Here is a 19,629-nt window from a genome sequence, read left to right as displayed (position 1 = left end):
CCCGCCGGGGCGGGAACCACAACCTCCCGTTGTGTGCCTATGATCGGCGCATGGACCTCGACGCCGTGCGTACCTTCGTCGCCGCTGCGGACGCCGGCCGGTTCCAGGAGGCCGCCGCCGCGCTCTCGATCACCCAGCAGGCCGTCTCCAAGCGCATCGCCGGGCTGGAGAAGGACCTGGAGGTGCGTCTGTTCACCCGCACGGCCCGCGGGGCCCAGCTCACCATCGACGGCCTGGCCTTCCTGCCCCACGCCCGGGAGCTGCTGCGGGTGGAGGAACGGGCCGACGCCTCGGTCCGCCCCGGCCGCCGGGCGCTGCGCGTCGACGTGGTCAGCCGGCGGATCGCGTCGGCCGTGCTGCTGCAGGACTTCCACCGCGCGCATCCGGAGATCGAGCTGGACGTCGTGGCCCTGCTGGACGCCGACGTCGATGCGGCCGTCGCCGCCGTCGCGGCCGGGACGATCGACGCCAGCTTCCACGCGGTCGCCCCGCAGCAGCAGCTGCCGGACGCCGTCAGGACCGCCCGGGTGATCGACGAACCGCACCAGCTGCTGGTCGGGCCCCGCCACGCGCTCGCCCACGCCCGCTCCGTCACGCCCGCACAACTCGCCGGACACCGGATCTGGATGCCCGGCATCGCCGCCGGCACCGAGGTGGCCGGCTACTTCGACGAGCTCGCCGCCACCTTCGGGCTCACCCTCGACCGCGTCGGGCCGGTGTTCGGCTACGAGGCGCTGCTGGCCGAGATCGCGGAGTCCCCGGAGCTGGCGACCCTGGTCGGCGAGGGCTCGCGGTACCTGTGGCCGGACAGCTACGACCTACGGCGCATTCCGGTGCGCGGTCCGGCGCTGGTCTACCCGCTGTCGCTGATCTGGCGCGACGACAACCCGCACCCGGGCCTGGCCGCGTTCCGCGACTACCTCGGCACCCGACGGCCGAGCCCGCCCGGCACCGAGGTCTGGACGCCCACCTGGGCTCAGTGGTCGGCCGCCCGGGCCTGACCAGGGCCCTGACCAGTGCCCCGACCCGGCCCCTGACCGGGCGCCAGGGTGCGGCGGACGGCGTTGCGAAGCCAGTGGTGGGCCCGGTCGGCTGCATGGCGGGGGTGCCAGGCCATGCCGACGGTCAGGGGCGGCAGCTCCACGGGCATGTCCAGCAGGTGCAGCCCGAGCGCGACGGCGTCGCCGGTCAGGGGTGAGGCGGCGGCGCCGGGAAGTGCGGCGGGCACCAGGCAGACGATGTCGCTCCGGGCGGCCAGGGCCATGGCGGCCAGGTGGCTGGGGAGGACGACGCTGACCCGGCGCCGGAGGTCCTGACGGGCCAGGGCGGTGTCGAGCGGGCCGGTGAACCGGCCGCGGCGGCTGACTGCGACGTGGTCGGCGGCCGCCAGCCGGGTCGGTGTCAGTGCGCCTTCGGTCAGCGGGTGGCCGGGCCGGACGGCCGCCACCATGCGCAGGCTGACCAGCTCCTCGACCCGGGTCTCGGGGTCCACGTGGTCGATGGACCCGACCTCCAGGTCGATCCGGCCGTCGCGCAGGGCCGGGCCCGCCTCCAACTCCTCGGCCCGGAGCCGGAACGAGACCCCCGGCGCCTCCTGCTCGGCCAGCCGCAGCAGGCCGGGGGCCAGGGCCGCGCCGACCAGGTCGGCGGCCTGGAGGGTGAAGGTGCTGCGCAGGGTGGCGGGGTCGACGCCGGTGTCGGGGCTGAGCAGGGCGCCGAGGCGCTGCACCACGGCTGCGGCCTCCTCCCGCAGGGCCTGGGCGCGCGGGGTGGGGACCATGGTCTGTCCGGCCCGGACCAGCAGCGGATCCTGGAGGGTGCGGCGCAGCCGGGCGAGGGTGCGGCTCATGGCGGCGGGCGAGGTCTGCAGGCGGGCGGCGGCCCGGGTGACGCTGTGCTCGGCCAGCAGGGCGTCCAGGGCCACGGCGAGATTGGCGTCCAGGGCCGAAGCTGCCGTATCCGGGCTGTTCACCAGCGGTATTCCATTTCCGTCAATGATTCCGTGCCGACGTTCCCATTGTGGCAGCACCGGGATCCTCCGCAGGATGAGGGGTGTACCGACCAGCACGACCTACGAGGTTTTCATGATCGTTATTACCGCTCCCACCGGCAACATCGGCCGCCACCTGCTCCCCCTGCTCCTGGAGTCCGCCCCCGCCGCGGGCGAGGAGCTGCGCGTGATCGTGCGCGATCCCGCCCGGCTACCGGACGCGGTGCGCGGACGCGTCGAGGTGGTCACCGGCTCGCACGGGGACGCCGAGGTCGTCGACCGGGCCTTCGCGGGGGCCGACGCCGTATTCTGGCTCGCCCCGCCGGACGCCACCCTGACCCCGTACGACGCCTACAGCGGCTTCAGCGGCCCAGCCGTGAGGGCCCTCGCCGCCCACGGCGTGGGCCATGTCGTCGGCGTCTCCGCGCTCGGCCGCGGCACCCCGCTCGCCGACCGGGCCGGGCTGGTCACCGCCTCCCTCGCCCTGGACGACCTGATCGCCGGGACCGGTGTCGCCTACCGGGCCCTGGCCAACCCGTCCTTCTTCGAGAACCTCCTGGAGGAGGCCGACTCGATCCGCGAGAAGGGCGTCTTCACCGACTCCGTCGACGCCGACCGCCGGGCCCCCTTCGTCGCCGTCGCGGACATCGCGGCCGTCGCCGCCGGCCTGCTGCTGGACCGCTCGTGGACCGGCACCGACAGCGTCCCGGTGCTCGGCCCGCGGGACCTCTCCCCCAACGACCTGGCCCGCATCATGACCGAACAGCTCGGCCGACCCGTGCGCTACGAACGCCAGCCGCTCGACGAGCTGTACACCACCCTCGTCGGCTACGGCCTGAACGAGGAGTTCGTCCAGGGCATCGTCGACATGAAGCGGGCCAAGGACGAGGGTCTGGACGCCGGCGTGGCCCGCACCCTGGGCACCGCCACGCCCACCGGCTTCGAGCACTGGTGCGCCCGGACGCTCAAGCCCGCTGTCCTCGGCTGAGGGCGCACCGCCCGCACCGTGCACACGCACAAAGCACCAGCGCACCAACGCACCAACGCACCACGATCACCTACCACTTGGGGAACCCCTGATGCCCGCTGAGGAAACCGAACCGCCGGTCACGGCGTTCATGCTGGTCAAGACCACGCCCGAATGGCTCGCCCTGACCGTCCAGGAACGCGTGGACGCCTTCGCCACCGAGGTGCTGCCCGCGATCAAGTCCCGTACCACCGGCGTCCGTTCACGCTTCTACGACACGGAGTTCTACTCCGCGCGCGTGACCGACGTCTGGGTCTGGGAGGCGGACGACCACCGCGCCTACCGGCTGCTGATCGACGCGCTGCGCGAAACCCCGTTCTGGGACCGCTACTTCGAGGTCGTCGACCTGCTCGTCGGCACCGAGAACGGCTACGCCCGCAGCTACGGCGTGGAGACCGTCGCCACCATCACCACCTGACGCACGGCCTGCGCACGGCCTGCCGCCGCTCCCGGGATGGTGCTCCGGGAGCGGCGGCAGGCCGTTGCCGTGGGTCAGTACCGTGCGAGCGGCGCCCAGCCCTTGACGGCGAAGGCGTCGCCGCTGTGCTCGACCTCCAGGGCGCTGTGTCCGCTGAAGTGGGCGGGCAGGACCAGGGCGTGGGTGTCGGCAGCCCAGCCGAGCAGCCTGCGGCGGGTGGTGCGGGCGGCGGCCGGGTCCTGGCAGAAGCAGCTGCTGTGGTCGGGGTGCACGACCTGCAGCGGCGTGTGCAGGATGTCGCCCGCGAACAGGGCCCGGTCGGCGCCGGAGGCCAGCGTGACGACGCTGGACCCCGGGGTGTGGCCGGGAGCGGCCTCCAGCCGCAGATTGCCGTCGATGGTGTGGCTGTCCTCCCACAGCCGCACCTGGCCTGCGGCGTGGACGGGGGCGATGCTGTCCTCGTAGGCGTTCTCGTTGACGCCGCCGGCGACGTCCGGGTTGCCGGCCGGGTTCCAGAACTCGAAGTCGGCCCGGGGCATCAGGTAGACGGCGTTCGGGAAGGTGGGCACCCACGCGCCGTCGACCAGGCGGGTGTTCCAGCCGATGTGGTCGGCGTGCAGGTGGGTGTTGACCACCACGTCGACGTCCTCGGGCCGCACGCCGGCCCGGGCGAGGTTGGCGAGGTAGCCCGACTCCAGGCCGGTCCAGGACGGGACGCCGGGGCGGCTCTTGCCGTTGCCGACGCCGGTGTCGATCAGGATGGTCCGGCCCTCGCTGCGCAGCAGCCAGGTCTGGAAGGCGGTGTGGACCATGGCGTCGTCGGCGCCCAGGTGGTCGGGCACGAGCGCCTGCCGGTGCTCCTTCCACGCCTGCTCGGGCAGGTCGGGGAAGAACTGGTCGGCGGGCATGATCGGGCCGTGCATCTCCTCGATGCGGGTGACCGTGACGTCGCCGAGCGTGAGCTCGTTCATGGATGGCTCCTTGCGTGGTTACGGGTGAACAGCGGGGCTGCGCGGGTCAGTTGTTCAGGTGGGCGAGGACCAGGTCGGGGTCCGTGCCGGTGAGGTAGGCGGCGCTGAGGACGGAGACGGTGTCGCCGCGCAGCGCGATGGAGGTCGGTCCTTCCAGCCCGTCGGCCGCGGTCAGCACGATGGAGTGGCTGCCGTCGGGCTGGACCAGTGCGACCTGGTTGACGGTGTCGAGGGCGGCGAGGATCTGGTCGCCGCGCCCGGTGAAGGCGAAGTCGTCGATCCCGGTGAGCCCGGTGGCGGTGACCCGGGCCTGGCCGGCGCTGCCGTTCGGCAGGACCGGGATGCGCACGATGGTGCCCCGGTCCAGGTTGGTGACCCAGACCGCGCCGTCGCGGAGCTTCAGGCCGTTGGCGCCGAGGAATCCGGACGGGGCCAGCGCCGGGTCGGTGGACCACGACTGCGCGGCGCCGCCGGAGGTGGGCACGCGCCACACCGTGCCCAGTGCGGAGTCGGCGACGTACAGGCTGCCGGTGCGGGCGTCCAGGGCCAGGCCGTTGGGCAGGCTGTCGGCGGGCAGCGCGGCGATCCGCTCGGGCTGTCCGCCGGGGCGCAGCCGCCACACGCCGGTCAGGTCGGCCGTGCCGGTGGCGTACAGGAAGTACAGCGTCCCGTCGTGGCCGCGGACGATGCCGAGGGTCAGCGGGAAGCCGAGGGCCGGGGTGTGCACGCCGCCGTCGGCCGGAAGCGGCAGGGTCGCCAGGACCCGGATCGTGCCCGTGCGGGAGACCTCGGCGACCTGGCGGGCCTTGGCGAAGGTGACGTAGCTGCCGCCGTGCGGGGCCGGCGCGACGTTCTCCGGCGTCTGGCCGGCGGCCAGGTCGAAGTGCACGGCGACACGGGCGTCGCTCAGCGGCGCCGAGGCCGCGGAGGCGCTGGGGACGGCCAGGGCGGAGGTGGCCAGGACGGCGGCGGCGGACAGGCCGACGGCGGACAGGGCGGCCTTGGAGAGCTTGGTGAACATGGTTCCTTCACTGTTTTCGGGCATGCGGCAGCCACACGGCGGCGCATGGGTGAAAGGTGCGTCCGGCCAGGGCGCAGGCGCCCATGGCGGGTTGGGGCAGCGGCCGACGGTCGGCCGTTCCCGGGGGGAGTGATCGCCCGCCGCCGGCTCAGTGCGGGCGGCGGGCCGTGACGGGGGTCAGCCGGGGCTGACCTGGGCCCCTCGTCCTTCCGGGGCAGATGTGGGGGCAGGGGTGACGGCAGCGGTGGCGGGCCGGTCGATGGCCTGGGAGAGCAGGTCCAGCGCGGCCCGCGAGGGCGAGCCCGCCGCCGCGGTGGCGACCACGACGTTCGGGCCGGGCCCGTGGCTCAGCGTCTGCTGGGTGACGGTCAGCGAGCCGACCAGCGGGTGCCGCATCTCGTAGGCGGCGACCGTGCAGTCCTTGACCCGGTGGTCGGCCCACATCGAGGCGAAGTCGGGGCTCTTGGCGCTCAGTTCGCCCACCAGCGTGTGCAGTGCCGAGTCCTGCGGGTACTGGCCTGCCACCAGGCGCAGATTGCCCACGACCGCCTTGGCCTTGCTGGGCCAGTCCGCGTACAGCTCGCGGGTGTGGGCGTCGAGGAACACCAGCCTGGCCATGTTGGGGCGCCGGGCGGGCGACTCGGCGGCGTCCGGCTCCAGGTGTCCGGCGAACAGCGCGTGCCCCAGCCGGTTCCAGGCCAGGACGTCGCTGCGGCGGCCGATCACCACCGCGGGGACGTCCGCCAGGGCGTCCAGCAGCTGGCGCGCCGCGTCGGTCACCCGCTCCGGAGCGGGCCGCCGCCCCCGGCCGCGCTGACGCTCCGGGCGGGCCAGGTCGTGCAGGTGCAGCCGCTCGGCCTCGTCCAGCCGCAGGGCCCCGGCGATCGCGTCCAACACCTCGGGCGAGGCGTTCAGCGACTGCCCCTGCTCCAGCCGGGTGTAGTAGGACACGCTCACCCCGGCCAGCAGCGCCAACTCCTCGCGCCGGAGGCCGGAGACCCTCCGCCGCTCGCCGTAGGTGGGCATCCCGATGTCCTCGGGACGGAGCTGGGAGCGACGGGCCTGGAGGAACTCGCCGAGTTGCGATGTGCCGTTCATGGAATTCAGTATGTGCGGTCGCGCGGCGCGCAGCCTGCCCCTGCCATGGGTAGGCAGCGCCGGGTGGGGCGGCCCGGCCGGCGGGCGGCTCAGCCGAGGGTGAGCAGCAGCCCGGCGAGCTCGGCCGGCTGGGTGACCATGCAGTCGTGGCCGGTGGCCAGTTCCCGTACCTGCGCCGGGGCGCCGTTGGGCTGGGTCGCGGGAACCGGTCGGCGGGCGGGGCCGTCCGGCGGGCCGGCGACGCAGTGGATGTGCGTGCGCGGGATGGCGTCCGCGGCCGGGTTGCCGAGGTGCACCGGTTGCACCAAGCAGCGCACTGACTGGTCGGTGAGCAGCCCTTGCAGCCAGGCGGCGTCGGTCGGGTCGGTGACCCCGAACAGGCCGTGGGGCGGGGGCAGGGCGGGCAGCGGCGGTATCCGCCAGGGGCTGCCGGACGCGGCGGCCTGGTCGATCAGGGTCTGGGTCAGCGGGATGACGTCGAGCGCGCTCTCGCCGTCCTCGGGGACCATGGCGTCGAGGTAGACCAGGTGCGCGATCCGGTCCGGGATCTGGTGGGCGGCGGACGAGATGACCAGCCCGGCGTAGCTGTGTCCGACGAGGACCACCTCGGTGAGGTCCTGCCCGGTGATCAGCCCGACGACGTCCTGGACGTGCGTGTCGAGCCCGACCTCGGGGCTGAGCAGGTGGGCCCTGTCGCCGTGGCCGGTCAGCGAGGGGGCCAGCACCCGGTGTCCGGCGGAGGTCAGCAGCGGGACGACGCGCTCCCAGCACGCGCCGCTGTGCCAGGCTCCGTGCACCAGGAGGAAGGTCCGACCGGTCGGCATGCTCATGGGGATCTCCCTTGTCGGGGGTGTCTCGGCTGTGCTCCGCCCGTCCGCGGGATGCCTGCGGGAACCTTTCGGCGCATCAGTAATCTTTACCGACAAGCATTGAACTAATCACGGTTGGATCACTAAAGTCGGTCAGCGAACCACCGCGCTGTCGATCACCCGCCGGGTGGCAGCGGTGTTCCCGCCGAGTCCGAGGCGCGGCAGGAGAGCCGACAACTCGGAGCCGGGGAACCACTCGTTCCTCGGGGTGAATCGACGTCAGGCCGGTCACTGCCGGTGAGGCGCCGTAGGGCGATCTTCCAGCCCGAACCCGTCAGCTAACCCGGTAGGCGGGCGAGGAAGAAGGAGCTCGCCTTCGTGGCGTCCCATCGCCGTACCCCAACGCCCCACCGCACCCGGGTCACCGTGCTGACCGCCGTCGCCGCGACCACCGTGGCGATCACCGCCAACGCGCAGTCCGCGCAGGCCGCCCCGCCGCCCAGTACCGCCTCGCTCGCCGCCGAGGTGCAGGCCGACAACGTCGCCGCCGACGCGGCGGTGCAGCGGTACGACACCGCGCAGGAGCAACAGCAGCAGCTCCAGCAGCAGGTGACGGTCCTTCAGAACGAGATCGCCCGGCAGCAGGCCGCGATCAACGCGCAGGAGTCGCTGCTCGGGGCCGCCGCCGCAGCCCAGTACCGGGACGGGGGCACCATCGACCCGACCGTGCAGCTGATGCTCTCGGCCGACCCCTCCAACTACCTGGACCAGGCCTCCACCACCGTTCAACTCAACTCCAGCCAGGCCGAGTTGCTCAGCGGGTTGCAGGGCGCCGAGACCACGCTCGACAGGGAGAAGGCCACGGCCGAGGCCAAGCTCAGGGCGCTGGCCGCGTCCGCCGCCCGGCTGGCCGCCGCCAAGACCCAGGTCCAGCAGAAGCTGAGCGCCGCCCAGGCCCGGCTGAACTCCTTCACCGCCGCCCAGCGGCTCGCCGTCGACCAGGAGCTGAACGGCGCCCCGGCGACCACGACCGCCCACAACGGCAGCGGCGGCCACGGAGCCGGGGACGGGAACGGCGGCGGTGACAGTAGCGGTGGCGGCGCCCCGGTGGACCTGGGCCATGCCTCGGCCGGGGACGCGGTCGAGGCGGCGGCCTTCGCCGCGGCGCAGACCCGGCTCGGCGACCCGTACGTGTGGTCCCACACCGGCCCGACCACCTTCGACTGCTCCGGCCTGATGATGTGGGCCTACGACAAGGCCGGGCTGAACATCGGCCGCACCACCTACGACCAGGTCACCCAGGGCACCCCGGTCGCCAGCGAGTCCGACCTTCAGGTCGGCGACCTGGTGTTCTTCAACGACGACACGCACGTCGGCATGTACGCCGGAAACGGCATGATCCTGCACGCGCCGCACAAGGGCACGGTGGTGCGCTACGAGTCCATCGACACCGTCGGCACCGTCTACGCGATGCGGCACCTGTAGAGCCGACGCTGTTCCCCCGCCAGGCCCTTCGCCCCGCCACCCCGTGGCGGGGCGAAGCGCTGTCCGGGGCCCGGCCGGAGCCTGTCCATCGTTGTAACGCATCATTGAGCCGCTCCGGCGTCCGCGGCGTCAAGTACCGCCGCCGACAGCCGTGTCGAGCCTGCGCGCGCACCCATCCGACCGCGCCGGAAGCCTTGACAGGCCGGGAGAGCGCTGTCATCAATATTCCTGTTACATCGTTGGAATGCCCTCCCCGGGCCGCAGGCGGCCCGCTCCCGGCGGCCGCCTGCGGAACCATCCGCGGGGCACCCACCCACCTCCACAAGGATGTGATCGGCGTATGCACGCCATTCCCCTGCGCAGAGCCGTCCCGGCAACGGCCCTGGCTGCGGCCCTGTGCCTCGGCGCGAGCGCCTGCACCAACGCGGGCAACGCCACCGCCTCCGGCGCCGCCACCACCGGCGGGGCCGACACCGCCGCCGCCCAGCAGACCGTCGCCGCCTCCGCCCCGGCGGGCGCCGGCTCCGGCTGCACGTACCAGACCTACGCGGGCGGGGTGCCGAAGCTCGACATCACCGACGGCAGGACCATCGTCGGGTTCTCCCAGTCCGAGTCCACCAGCAACCCGTTCCGCGCCACCGAGACCGCGAGCATCACCGCACAGGCCAAGTCCCTGGGCGTGAAGCTGATCCAGCGCAACGCCAATGCCGACGTCAACGCGCAGAACTCGCAGATCGAGGACATGATCGCGCAGGGCGCCAAGGTGCTGATCGTGGCCCCGGAGAACTCCGCGGGCCTGGGCCCGGCGCTGGCCGAGGCCAAGGCCAGGAAGATCCCGGTGCTCACCATCGACCGCACCGCCAACGGCACCGCCTGCACCGACTTCGTCGCCTTCATCGGCTCGAACTTCTACGGCCAGGCCCAGACGGCCGCCGACGACCTCGGCGCGGCCACCGGCGGCAAGGGGCAGGTCGCGGTGCTGTCCGGAACCCCCGGCAACAACGTCTCCACCGACCGCACCAACGGCTTCAACGCCGAGATAGCCGCCAAGTACCCCGGGCTGAAGGTCGTCGCCTCGCAGACCGCCAACTTCGACGAGACCGACGGGCAGACGGTGATGGAGCAGCTGCTCCAGTCGCACCCCGGCATCACCGCCGTCTACGCCGAGAACGACGAGATGGCACTGGGCGCGATCCAGGCCATCAAGTCCGCCGGGAAGACCCCCGGCAAGGACATCAAGATCGTGTCCATCGACGGCACCCAGCAGTGCGTGCAGGACGTCGCCGACGGGCAGTTGGTGGCCGACATCGAGACCAACCCGAGATTCGGACCGTTGGCCTTCCAGTCCCTGACCGACTTCTACGGCGGCACCGGCGTCCAGCCGAAGGTGATCATCAAGGACAACCACTTCACCCCCGCCAACGCGGCGCAGGCGCTGTCCGGCGGCCTCGTCTACTGAGCCCGGTCCGCCGAGCCGGTCCACTGAGCCCCTGGCGGCGGGGCGCACCCCCAGCGCCCCGCCGCCTGCGGGCCCGATCCACAGCAAGGAGGCGGTGAGTGTCACCCCAGCCAGACGTTCCGGTGCCCGAGGCGGTCCTGGAGGTCACCGGAGTGAGCAAGAGCTTCGCCGGGGTCCACGCCCTGAGCGGCGTCGACTTCCGGCTGCTGCCGGGCGAGGTGCACGCCCTGGTCGGCGAGAACGGCGCCGGGAAGTCCACCCTGATCAAAGCGGTCACCGGCGTGCTGCGCCCCGACTCCGGGACGCTGCGCCTGGCAGGCCGGGAGCAGAGCTTCCGCAGCCCGCTGGAGGCGCAGGCGGCGGGCATCTCGACGATCTACCAGGAGGTGAACCTGATCCCGCTGATGTCGGTGGCGCGCAACCTCTTCCTGGGCCGCGAGCCGCGTCGGCTGGGCCTGGTGGACCAGCGCCGGATGAACCGCGAGGCGTCCCGGGCGCTGCGCCGCTACGGGGTGGACGCCGACGTCAGCCGCCCGCTGCACACGCTGGGGCTGGGCGCGCAGCAGATGGTCGCGCTGGCGCGCGCGGTCAGCGTGGAGGCCCGGGTGGTGATCATGGACGAGCCCACCTCCTCGCTCGAACCGCGCGAGGTCGAGACCCTGTTCACGGTCATCGACGGGCTGCGCGCGCAGGGCATCGCGGTGGTGTACGTGAGCCACCGCCTGGACGAGCTCTACCGGATCTGCGACCGGGTCACCGTGCTGCGGGACGGCCGGGCGGTGCACACCGGCGCGATGGCCGGGCTAAACCGGCTGCGGCTGGTCTCGCTGATGCTCGGCCGGGAGATGTCCGCCGTGCGGCGTTCCGGCACGACCGCCTTCAGCGAGGCCACGCACGCCCGTGACGACCAGGAACCCGTACTCACCGCAAGGAACATGACGGTCCGTCATCATCTGCACGGGATCGATCTGGACGTGCACGCGGGCGAGGTGCTCGGCCTCGGCGGGCTGCTCGGCTCCGGCCGGAGCGAGACCGCCAAGGCGGTGGTCGGCGCGCTGCCCGACGACACCGGGACGGTCCGGGTGGCGGGCGAGGAGCTGCGGCACCGCAGCCCGGCGGCGGCGCTGCGGGCCGGGGTGGTGATGCTCGCGGAGGACCGCAAGAGCGAGGGCATCATCCCCAGCCTGTCGGTGCGCGAGAACATCGTGCTGGCGGCGCTGCCACGGCTGTCGCGCGCGGGCGTGGTCTCCGCCGCGAAGCAGGACGCGGTCGTCCGGCTGTTCATGGACCGGCTGCGGATCAAGGCGTCCAGCCCGGAGCAGCGGGTCAGCGACCTGTCCGGCGGCAACCAGCAGAAGGTGCTGCTGGCCCGCTGGCTGTGCATGAACCCCAAGGTGCTGCTGCTGGACGAGCCCACGCGCGGCATCGACGTCGGGGCGAAGGCGGAAGTCCAGTCCCTCATCGAGGAGTTGGCTCTGGAGGGGCTGGCGGTGGTGCTGATCTCCTCGGAGTTGGAGGAGCTGGTCGAGGGTTCGGACCGGATCCTGGTGCTGAAGGACGGCCGGGTGGTCGGCCGCCTCGACGGCGCCGAAGTCACCGAGGAGGGCCTGTTGGCGGCCCTGGCCGCAGGCGGCGAGGCAGGCGGCGAGGCGGCCGACGCAACAGACCCCGCAGCAGACCCTGGCACAGGCGGGACAGCAGCCGGTGATCCGGTGGGAGCCGCCGAGCGCGGCGGGCACGAGAGGAGCGACAGGTGAGCGCCACCACCGCCGGGACCGCCAAGGGCCGCGGACTGCCGGAACGCGACCGGCTGCTGCACCTGCTCCAGGAGTACGGCATCTACGCCGCCCTGCTGCTGCTGGTCGTGGTCGCCACCGGGCTGGACGGCAGCTTCCTGTCCGCAGGCAATGCCCGCGTCCAGCTGTTCCAGGTGTCCCCCGCGCTGCTGGTGGCGCTGGGCATGGCCCTGGTCATCGGCACCGAGGGGATCGACCTGTCGGTGGGCGCGGTGATCGCGCTGGCGGCGGCCGTCGTCCCGCTGTACCTGGGCTACGGGCTGGGCGTGGCGCTGCCGCTGGCCCTGCTGCTGGGGGCGGTCAGCGGCCTGGTGGCCGGGGCGATGGTGGCCTTCGCCCGGGTGCAGCCCATCGTCGCCACGCTCTCGCTGATGATCGGGGTGCGCGGGCTGGCCGAGCTCGTCAACGGCGACTCGGCCAAGCCGGTGACCGACTCCGGGCTGCTGGCGCTGGGCGGGGACTGCTTCCTCGGCGTGCCGTGGATGGCCTGGATCGCCGGGCTGGCGGCCGTGGTGGTCGGCCTGGTGGTGCGCCGGACCACCTTCGGACGCCAGCTGGTGGCGGTCGGCGACAACCCCCGGGCCAGTCGGCTGGCCGGGCTGCCGGTCCGCCGGATCCAGGTCGGGGTGTACGTGGTCTCCGGGGTGCTGGCCGCGCTCGCGGGGGTGCTGATCGTGGGTCACGGGGCCGAGGCCGACCCCGCCAACCAGGGCCTGGACATGGAGCTGACCGCGATCACGGCAGTGGTGGTCGGCGGCACCCCGCTCAGCGGGGGCCGGATCCGGGTGCTCGGCACGGTCGCCGGGGCCCTGTTCATGCAACTGCTCACCGCCGTGCTGACGCAGCACAACGTCCCCGTCTCGTACACCCAGATCACCGAGGCGGCCATCATCTGCTTCGCCGTCTACGCCTCCCGGGAGCGTGGTACCCGATGAGCTCCACCGCAGCCCACCCCCGAGCCGCCGCACCGGCGCCCGGCACACCGCCCCCGGACGGCGGCCGGGCCGGACGGTTCGAGACCGTCGCCGCCCGGATCCAGCAGCAGGGGGCGCTGGCCGTGCTGGTCCTGGTGTGCGCCGCCGCGTCGTTCGGCTCCAGCACGTTTCCCAGCTGGTCGAACATCAGCAGCATCCTGGCCAACAACTCCTTCGTCTGGCTGCTCGCCCTGGGCATGACCTTCGTGATCACCACCGGCGGGATCGACCTGTCGGTGGGCTCGCTCTACGCCCTCGGCGGCGTGCTCGCCGCCAGGGGCGCGCAGACCGGGACGTGGCTGGCGGTGCTGCTGCCGATCGCGGTCTGCGCCGCCTGGGGCACATTGCAGGGCCTGCTGGTGGCGAAGGCCCGGATGGCGCCCTTCATCGTCACGCTGGCCGGGCTGCTCGGCGCGCGCGGGCTGCTGCAGGCCCTGACCGACCAGGGGTCCACCACCTACCTCGTGCCCGCCCACTCCGCCTTCCTGCGGCTGGCGGCGGGCGTCTGGCCGCCGGTGCTGACCGTGGCGGCGCTGTTCGCCCTCGGCTGGCTGCTGCTCACCCGGACCCGCTTCGGCGCGACCGTGACCGCGATCGGCGGCAACGAGAACGCCGCCGGGCTGATGGGCCTGCCGGTGACCCGGACGAAGGTGCAGGTGTACCTGCTCTCCGGCACCCTGGCCGGGCTCGCCGGGGCCATGAGCGGCTCGCGGCTGGGCTCCGGGGTGACCACCATCGGCGTCGGCTACGAGCTGACCGCCATCGCCGCCGTGGTGATCGGCGGCACGCTGCTGACCGGGGGCTCCGGATCGGTCGGCGGCACGGTCTGCGGGGTGCTGCTGCTGGCGGTGATCAACAACCTGATCGACCAGTACGCCTCGCAGTACGGGTCGGCGTTCACCGACACCGTCAACGGGGGCTTCCTGGCCGTGGTGGTGCTGCTGCAGACGCTGCTCAGCCGCGCCGGGCGGCCCGCCTGAGCGCGGACCGCCGCCGGGGGGAGCGGCCGGGCGCCGCCCCGCTCCCCCGGCCGGCCCGGACCGCCGGCCCGGCAGCGGCTCAGGGACGCCGGCGGCTGCTCTCCCGGACCACCAGCCGGTAGCCGGGGATGATCGTCCGGCCGGGCTCGGCGTGGCCGTTGGCGAGCCGGTCGAGCAGCGCCCCCACGGCCGCCTCGGCGATCTTCCGCTTGTCCGGTGCGATGGTGGTCAGCGAGGGGATGGAGTACTCGGCCTCCTCCACGTCGTCGAAGCCGACCAGCGCGATGTCCTGCGGGACGCGCAGCCCGGCCTCGTGCGCCGCGCGCATCGCGCCCAGGGCCAGCAGGTCGTTGAAGCAGAACACCGCGTCGGGGCGGTCCGGCAGCTTCAGCAGCCTGCGCATCGCCGCCGCCCCGTCCGGGCGGAAGTAGGAGCGGACCGGGGGGAACAGCGCCTGCTCGACCGGCAGCCCGGCCTGCTCCAGCGCCTGGGTGTAGCCGAGCAGCCGCTGCTGCGCGGTGGCCCGGGGGTTGGGGTCCTGCCAGCCGATCGCGCCGATCCGGCGGTAGCCCTGCTCGACCAGGTGGCCGGTGGCCGTCCGGGCGGCGGCCACGTTGTCGATCTGGACCCGGTCCGCGACCGGGCCGAAGTCCGTCTCCCCCAGCAGCACCAGCGGGATCGGCCGTTCCCGGGCGATCAGCTCGGCCTGGTCCAGGCCGAGCGGGCTGAGGATCACCCCGTCGATCATCGGGTCGCCCAGGCCCGAGGCGATGCGCAGTTCGGCCGCCGGGTCGCCGGCGGTGTCGTCCATCAGCACCGTGCAGCCGTGTCTGCGGGCCGCCGCGATCACCTCGACGGCCAGCTCGGCGAAGTACGGCGACGGCAGCTCCGGGAAGGCCAGCGCCAGCATGCCGCTGCGGCCGGTGCGCAGCCGGCGGGCCATCACATTCGGCTGGTAGCCGAGCAGGTCGATGGCCTGCTGGACCCGCGCCCTGGTCTCCACGGCCACGTGCACCGAGCGGTTGACCACGTTCGACACGGTCTTGACCGACACTCCCGCGGCCTCGGCCACGTCCTTCAGCGTGGGTGCGGTCGAGCCGCCCGTTCGCCCGTCCATTGAACCGACCTCTCGTCCCTGCGGTGCGTGCGGCGAGCCCGCTGAGGCCACAGCGGCATCAGCGGCTGTATTACAACGTTAGAATATCCGTTGTCGCAGCGTCTTCGGCAAGTGCCGCGAGACAGGATCAGGAGTCCGCCCGTGCTCTTCTCCGACCGATCCACCCACCGGCCGCAGCCCGCGCCGGTCCGCGACGTCTTCGGAACCCTGCCGGACGGCTCGCCCGTCCACCGCTGGACCCTCGACGACGGAGCGGGCATCACCGCCGCCGTGCTCACCCGCGGCGCGACGCTCCAGGCGCTGTACGTCCCCGACCGGGACGGCCGGGCGCTGAACGTGGTGCTGGGGCACCCCTCGCTGGACGGCTACCTGGTCCGCGGGCCGTTCTTCGGCGCGACCGTGGGCCGCTACGGCAACCGGATCGCCGAGGGCCGCTTCCAGCTGGACGGACGCACCCACACCGTCCCGCTGTGCGACCCGCCCCGGCGCAACGCCCTGCACGGCGGTCCGCACGGCTTCGACACCCGGCTGTGGCGGGCCGCCCCGCTCGACGGCGGCCCGGGCAGCGGCGTGCAGCTGACCCTGGACAGCCCGGACGGGGACCAGGGCTTCCCGGGCGCGCTGCGGGTCACCGTCCGCTACCTGCTCACCCCCGGCCGGCTGCGGATCGACTACCGCGCCCGCACGGACGCGCCCACCGTGGTGAACCTGACCAACCACTCCTACCTGAACCTGGCCGGCGAGGGCTCCCCCACCGTGCTGGACCACGAACTCACCCTGGCCGCCGCGGCGTTCCTGCCGGTGGACGCACAACTCCGGCCGCTGCACGGCCCGGTACCGGTCCACGGGACGCCGTTCGACTTCACCGCGCCCCGGCCGGTCGGGGCCCGGATCCAGGCTCCGGACGCCCAACTGCGGCTCGCCGGCGGCTACGACCACTGCTGGTGCCTGGACGGCGGCGCCACCCCGCGTCCGCGCCCGGTGGCGCTGCTCCGACACCCGGCCTCCGGAAGGGAGTTGACCCTGTCCACCACCGAACCCGGCATCCAGCTCTACACTGGCAACGCCCTCGACGGCACGCTCACCGGCCCCTCGGGGCGCCGCTACGGCCCGCGCTCGGGCCTGGCCCTGGAGACCCAGCACTACCCCGACTCCCCCAACCGCCCGCACTTCCCCAGCACCGAGCTGCGCCCGGGCCAGGAGTACCGCTCCACCACGCTGCTGTCCTTCACCGCCCCGGGCGGCCGGGCCGAACCCGGCGAGGCGTAGCGCACGGCCCGGCCGGGCGGATGGCAGCTGCACCACCCGCCCGGCCGGGCCGTCGGCTGCGTTCAGACGAACTGCCACAGATGGTCGGCGGTGCCGTTGTCCTCGAACTGGACGACCTGGGCGCTGTCGGCGGTGGACATCCCGGAAACCCCCAGCACCAGGCCGCTGTTGAGGTTGCGCACCCGGTACCAGCCGTCGCCGTTGTCGATCAGCGCCCACAGGTGGTCGGCGGAGCCGTTGTCCTGGTACTGCTGCACCGGGGCGCTGTCGGCCTGTGACATGGCGTTGACGGCCAGCAGCAGGCCGCTGTTCCGGTTGGCGATGCGGTACCAGCCGTTGCCGGTGTCGGTGAACTGCCACAGGTGGTCGGCGGTGCCGTTGTCGGCGTACTGGACCACGTCGGCGCTGTCGGCGGTGGACATCCCGGAAACCCCCAGCACCAGCCCGCTGTTCCGGTTGCGAATGCGGTACCAGGTGCCGGGCAGCACCACGGCCGGGGCGGCGGTGACGTTCCACTGCAGGATGCCGCCGGAGACCCCGCTCTGCAGCTGCACGGCCAGCCGCAGGCCGGTGGTGGTCACCGCGTCGAAGGCGGTGGTGTTGAAGGCGTCGGCGGCCGTCCCGTAGCCGGAGGCGCCGCTCACCGGGGTCCAGTCGCCCGCGGCGTCGAGGTACTGCACGCTCCACGACTGCGGCACCCGGCACTGGCCGCTGCCGGTGTCGTCGTACCAGTAGACCGACACGGCGGAGACGGTGACCGGGCCGGTGTAGCTGTACTGCACCCACTCGGAGCTGCCCAGGTGGTTCCACCAGGTGAACCGCGGGTGCGACTGGTCGTCCGAACTCGCCGGGTTGTAGCCGCTGTTGAGCGCGGCCACGGTGTCCCCGCTCCAGCAGTAGGAGGCGGACGGGGCGGCGGGCAGCTGCCACGGCCGCCCGCCCGCGCCGACCACCGGGAAGGAGGTGATCCGCAGCCGGGCCGCGCCCATCGGGATCAGCGTGACGCTGTGCGCGGGCTCGTCCGAGGCCACCGGGCTGGGCTGCAGCGGGGTGACCACGTTCTGGCTGTCGCAGGTCCAGTTGGCGATCGCCCGTGCGGTGGCGGTGAGTTGGACCGGGGCGCCGCTCTGGGTGAAGGGGTTGGCGGCGGTCGCGCCGGTGGACGACCTGGTGAAGGAGGAGGCCGGGTCCGACGCGTCCAGCACCAGCCCCTGGTTCCACGCCGAGGTGGGGTAGACCTCCCAGGTGGGCCAGGTGGTGTCGCCGGTGCTGTTGAGGTAGTTCTCGCCCACCTGCAACGAGTAGGCCAACGGCCCGTTGCTGACCGACACCGAGCCGTGGTTGGCGGTCCAGGTGGTCACCTCGGTCTGCATCGGCAGCGTGACCGTCACCGTGTCGCCGTTGCGCCAGGTGCGGTTCACCGCCGCCCAGGACGGCCCGGCCTGCGCGGCCACCGCCGCACCGTTCACCTGGACCGTGGGGGCCTGGCACCAGCCGGGGATGCGCAGGTAGAGCGGGAAGGCCACGGCCGTCGAGGTGGCCACGGTGAGCGTGACGGTGTCGCCGAACGGGTACGCGGTGCTCTCGGTGACGGTCACGCTCTGCCCCGAGGCCACGTCGGCGGTGACGGTGCAGGGCGCGTACATCGCGGCGGCCAGGCCGTTGTCGGCGGTGGCCAGCCACAGCGTGTCGGTGAAGTACGGCCAGCCCTGGCCGTAGTTGTGCGGACAGCAGCGGTACTGGTCGATCCCGGTCATGTACGCCTGGAGCGCGAAGCCGTCGTCGAACTGCCCCTGGGTCTTGGGGTAGTCGTCCAGCTGCATGCAGTTGGGGCTGCTGATGTAGTGGGTGCCCTTGCCCTGCGGGTCCAGCGCGGCGGGCAGGCCGTTGAACGCCAGCAGTTCGCAGGCGTCGGCCCAGGCCGGGTCGCCGGTGAGCCGGGTGAGCGTCTCATGGCTCTGCATGAACTCGACGATGCCGCAGGTCTCGAAGCCCTGCCGGGGGTCGGTGTATCCCGGGCGGCAGTTCTCGTCCCCGGCGAAGCCGCCGCCGGAGAACTGCCCGTACGTCCCCATGATCAGCTGGTAGTCCTGGTAGCTGGCCTGGAGCAGGCTGCTGCCGCCGCTGCGCAGCGAGTACTGGGCGGGTTCGGTGAAGCCCTGGGCCAGGTTGACGTTGTGCAGGGTCGGCAGGTTGCCGACGTAGTCCGCGCCGTTGGCGTGGATGGTGTCGGCCAGGGTGAGCAGGAAGCTCTCGCCGGTGCGGTTGTACAGCCACCACAGCGAGTCCAGGTTGGTGGCCCAACGGTAGGACGCCCAGCTCTGGTTGAAGGCGGACGCGCCCTGCGCGGCCTGGTAGCGGTAGAAGGCGGTCATGAAGGGGATGATCCTGCTGTCCCCGGTCGCCTCCTGGTAGGAGCGCATCGCCTGCATCATCGGCATGTACGGCCAGAAGTCCGGGCCGCCGCCGAGGGAGGTGCGCAGCGCGGTCGGTCCGAAGAAGCCGTCGGACGCCTGGGTGGCGAGGACGGCGTCGATCCAGCTGGCGGTCGTGGAGACGGTGTGCGCGTCCCCGGTGACGGCGCCGAGGTCGACGTACCCCCTGAGCCAGTAGGGCACCTCCTCCCAGCCGACCTGGGAGGGCACCGCCCAGCCGGTGGAGGACAGCTTGAGGAAGTGCGAGACGGTGTCCATCTGCCCGTTGAGACCGGCGAGTTGCAGCGACAGCTGCTCCTGGAGCCAACCGGAGGGCTTGACCGAGCCCACCGGCAGCCGCAGCAGCGGCGTCCGGGCCAGCGGGGCCAGGTTCGGGTGGTAGAGGCCACCGCCGGCGGTGCTGCCGACCAGGGTGATCGGGGAGGCGGACGCCGCATAGGCGGCCTGGCGGGCGAGCAGGCCGCCGAGACCGGCGGCGCCCAGCGCGCCCAACGAGCTTCGCAGGAAGGTACGACGGTCCACAGCGCCCCCAGCGGGATCAAGCGTTTTAACGTTGTAATTTCATGGCCCTGCCAGAGAACCCCCGTCCGCCCGACTCGTCAAGAGCCCGCGCAGCAGATTCGGCGCGGGGTTCGGCGGCAGGCCGCGTCGGTACCGCCGTCGGCGCCCATCACCCCAGATGGCAACGGTGTTGGCAGTCCACAGGACGTACGGGCGGCCGGATGGGGCGGGGCGGAGTGCTGCCGGGATTCTTGACAGTGCGCAGCAGGATGGCCCATC

General features: G+C 72.9%; 16 protein-coding genes and 1 riboswitch. Of the genes, 9 read left to right on the top strand and 7 right to left on the bottom strand.

The features are described 5' to 3' along the window. Window positions 1-50: 50 nt before the first annotated feature. The gene (locus tag GXW83_RS14535; RefSeq protein WP_182443481.1) at window positions 51-1,001 is read left to right on the top strand and encodes a LysR family transcriptional regulator; all 951 of its coding nucleotides are present in this window, start codon (window positions 51-53) and stop codon (window positions 999-1,001) included. On the opposite strand, the gene GXW83_RS14530 is transcribed toward GXW83_RS14535, so the two are convergent. Then, entirely contained in the window at window positions 977-1,972 is a 996-nt protein-coding gene (locus GXW83_RS14530) for a LysR family transcriptional regulator (protein ID WP_182443480.1), read from the bottom strand. The two genes, GXW83_RS14535 and GXW83_RS14530, sit on opposite strands and share 25 nt — an antisense overlap. Before the next feature lie 112 nt (window positions 1,973-2,084). Here GXW83_RS14530 and GXW83_RS14525 point away from each other — a divergent pair, with 112 nt between their 5' ends. Further along, a complete protein-coding gene (locus GXW83_RS14525) occupies window positions 2,085-2,978 on the top strand; it encodes an NAD(P)H-binding protein (protein ID WP_182447311.1) in 894 nt (297 codons plus the stop codon). Between the two features lie 91 nt (window positions 2,979-3,069). Then, window positions 3,070-3,435: a darcynin family protein gene (locus tag GXW83_RS14520; protein WP_182443479.1), complete on the top strand. Its 366-nt coding sequence runs from the start codon at window positions 3,070-3,072 to the stop codon at window positions 3,433-3,435. Between the two features lie 74 nt (window positions 3,436-3,509). On the opposite strand, the gene GXW83_RS14515 is transcribed toward GXW83_RS14520, so the two are convergent. The 4 genes from GXW83_RS14515 to GXW83_RS14500 all read right to left on the bottom strand — a co-directional run bounded on the left by GXW83_RS14515 (window position 3,510) and on the right by GXW83_RS14500 (window position 7,355). Then, a complete protein-coding gene (locus GXW83_RS14515; protein ID WP_182443478.1) occupies window positions 3,510-4,406 on the bottom strand; it encodes an MBL fold metallo-hydrolase in 897 nt (298 codons plus the stop codon). A 46-nt stretch (window positions 4,407-4,452) separates the two neighbouring features. Further along, complete coding sequence (locus GXW83_RS14510; RefSeq protein WP_182443477.1) at window positions 4,453-5,427, bottom strand: hypothetical protein; 975 nt, start codon at window positions 5,425-5,427, stop codon at window positions 4,453-4,455. Window positions 5,428-5,604: 177 nt separating this feature from the next. Next, a complete protein-coding gene (locus tag GXW83_RS14505) occupies window positions 5,605-6,525 on the bottom strand; it encodes a helix-turn-helix domain-containing protein (protein WP_182443476.1) in 921 nt (306 codons plus the stop codon). A gap of 89 nt (window positions 6,526-6,614) precedes the next feature. Beyond that, the gene (locus tag GXW83_RS14500; protein WP_225446981.1) at window positions 6,615-7,355 is read right to left on the bottom strand and encodes an alpha/beta fold hydrolase; all 741 of its coding nucleotides are present in this window, start codon (window positions 7,353-7,355) and stop codon (window positions 6,615-6,617) included. 172 nt (window positions 7,356-7,527) lie between these two features. Continuing rightward, window positions 7,528-7,702, top strand: a riboswitch (cyclic di-AMP (ydaO/yuaA leader). A gap of 10 nt (window positions 7,703-7,712) precedes the next feature. On the opposite strand from GXW83_RS14500, the gene GXW83_RS14495 reads away from it, so the two are divergent. The 5 genes from GXW83_RS14495 (at window position 7,713) to GXW83_RS14475 (ending at window position 14,028) form a co-directional block, all read left to right on the top strand. Further along, a complete protein-coding gene (locus GXW83_RS14495; protein WP_182443475.1) occupies window positions 7,713-8,819 on the top strand; it encodes a C40 family peptidase in 1,107 nt (368 codons plus the stop codon). 340 nt (window positions 8,820-9,159) lie between these two features. After that, window positions 9,160-10,278, top strand: coding sequence for an ABC transporter substrate-binding protein (locus GXW83_RS14490; protein WP_182443474.1), 1,119 nt, complete (start codon window positions 9,160-9,162; stop codon window positions 10,276-10,278). Between the two features lie 98 nt (window positions 10,279-10,376). Continuing rightward, on the top strand, window positions 10,377-12,035 hold the full coding sequence (locus GXW83_RS14485) for a sugar ABC transporter ATP-binding protein (protein WP_182443473.1): 1,659 nt from the start codon (window positions 10,377-10,379) through the stop codon (window positions 12,033-12,035). Further along, window positions 12,032-13,009 carry an ABC transporter permease gene (locus GXW83_RS14480; protein ID WP_225446980.1) on the top strand — a complete coding sequence of 326 codons (978 nt, stop codon included), beginning with the start codon at window positions 12,032-12,034 and terminating at the stop codon, window positions 13,007-13,009. Before GXW83_RS14485 ends, GXW83_RS14480 begins: the two co-directional genes overlap by 4 nt. Next, complete coding sequence (locus GXW83_RS14475; protein WP_182443472.1) at window positions 13,006-14,028, top strand: ABC transporter permease; 1,023 nt, start codon at window positions 13,006-13,008, stop codon at window positions 14,026-14,028. Before GXW83_RS14480 ends, GXW83_RS14475 begins: the two co-directional genes overlap by 4 nt. A 79-nt stretch (window positions 14,029-14,107) precedes the next feature. On the opposite strand, the gene GXW83_RS14470 is transcribed toward GXW83_RS14475, so the two are convergent. Further along, complete coding sequence (locus tag GXW83_RS14470) at window positions 14,108-15,145, bottom strand: LacI family DNA-binding transcriptional regulator (RefSeq protein ID WP_182443471.1); 1,038 nt, start codon at window positions 15,143-15,145, stop codon at window positions 14,108-14,110. 141 nt (window positions 15,146-15,286) lie between these two features. On the opposite strand from GXW83_RS14470, the gene GXW83_RS14465 reads away from it, so the two are divergent. Then, entirely contained in the window at window positions 15,287-16,414 is a 1,128-nt protein-coding gene (locus GXW83_RS14465; RefSeq protein ID WP_182443470.1) for an aldose epimerase family protein, read from the top strand. 62 nt (window positions 16,415-16,476) lie between these two features. Here GXW83_RS14465 and GXW83_RS14460 read toward each other — a convergent pair whose 3' ends face one another. Further along, window positions 16,477-19,371, bottom strand: a complete 2,895-nt coding sequence (locus tag GXW83_RS14460) for an RICIN domain-containing protein (protein WP_225446979.1) — start codon at window positions 19,369-19,371, stop codon at window positions 16,477-16,479. Between the last annotated feature and the right edge of the window lie 258 nt (window positions 19,372-19,629).

The organism is Streptacidiphilus sp. PB12-B1b (assembly GCF_014084125.1).
GTDB lineage: Bacteria > Actinomycetota > Actinomycetes > Streptomycetales > Streptomycetaceae > Streptacidiphilus.
Note: the sequence above shows the minus strand (reverse complement) of the source record. Positions and strands in the feature narration are given on the sequence as shown.

What these genes read in the sequence shown, in the direction of transcription:
- GXW83_RS14535 (WP_182443481.1), top strand. Translation starts at nt 51, where the DNA reads ATGGACCTCGACGCCGTGCGTACCTTCGTCGCCGCTGCGGACGCCGGC.
- GXW83_RS14525 (WP_182447311.1), top strand. Translation starts at nt 2,085, where the DNA reads ATGATCGTTATTACCGCTCCCACCGGCAACATCGGCCGCCACCTGCTC.
- GXW83_RS14520 (WP_182443479.1), top strand. Translation starts at nt 3,070, where the DNA reads ATGCCCGCTGAGGAAACCGAACCGCCGGTCACGGCGTTCATGCTGGTC.
- GXW83_RS14515 (WP_182443478.1), bottom strand. Translation starts at nt 4,406, where the DNA reads ATGAACGAGCTCACGCTCGGCGACGTCACGGTCACCCGCATCGAGGAG.
- GXW83_RS14510 (WP_182443477.1), bottom strand. Translation starts at nt 5,427, where the DNA reads ATGTTCACCAAGCTCTCCAAGGCCGCCCTGTCCGCCGTCGGCCTGTCC.
- GXW83_RS14505 (WP_182443476.1), bottom strand. Translation starts at nt 6,525, where the DNA reads ATGAACGGCACATCGCAACTCGGCGAGTTCCTCCAGGCCCGTCGCTCC.
- GXW83_RS14500 (WP_225446981.1), bottom strand. Translation starts at nt 7,355, where the DNA reads ATGAGCATGCCGACCGGTCGGACCTTCCTCCTGGTGCACGGAGCCTGG.
- GXW83_RS14490 (WP_182443474.1), top strand. Translation starts at nt 9,160, where the DNA reads ATGCACGCCATTCCCCTGCGCAGAGCCGTCCCGGCAACGGCCCTGGCT.
- GXW83_RS14475 (WP_182443472.1), top strand. Translation starts at nt 13,006, where the DNA reads ATGAGCTCCACCGCAGCCCACCCCCGAGCCGCCGCACCGGCGCCCGGC.
- GXW83_RS14470 (WP_182443471.1), bottom strand. Translation starts at nt 15,145, where the DNA reads ATGGACGGGCGAACGGGCGGCTCGACCGCACCCACGCTGAAGGACGTG.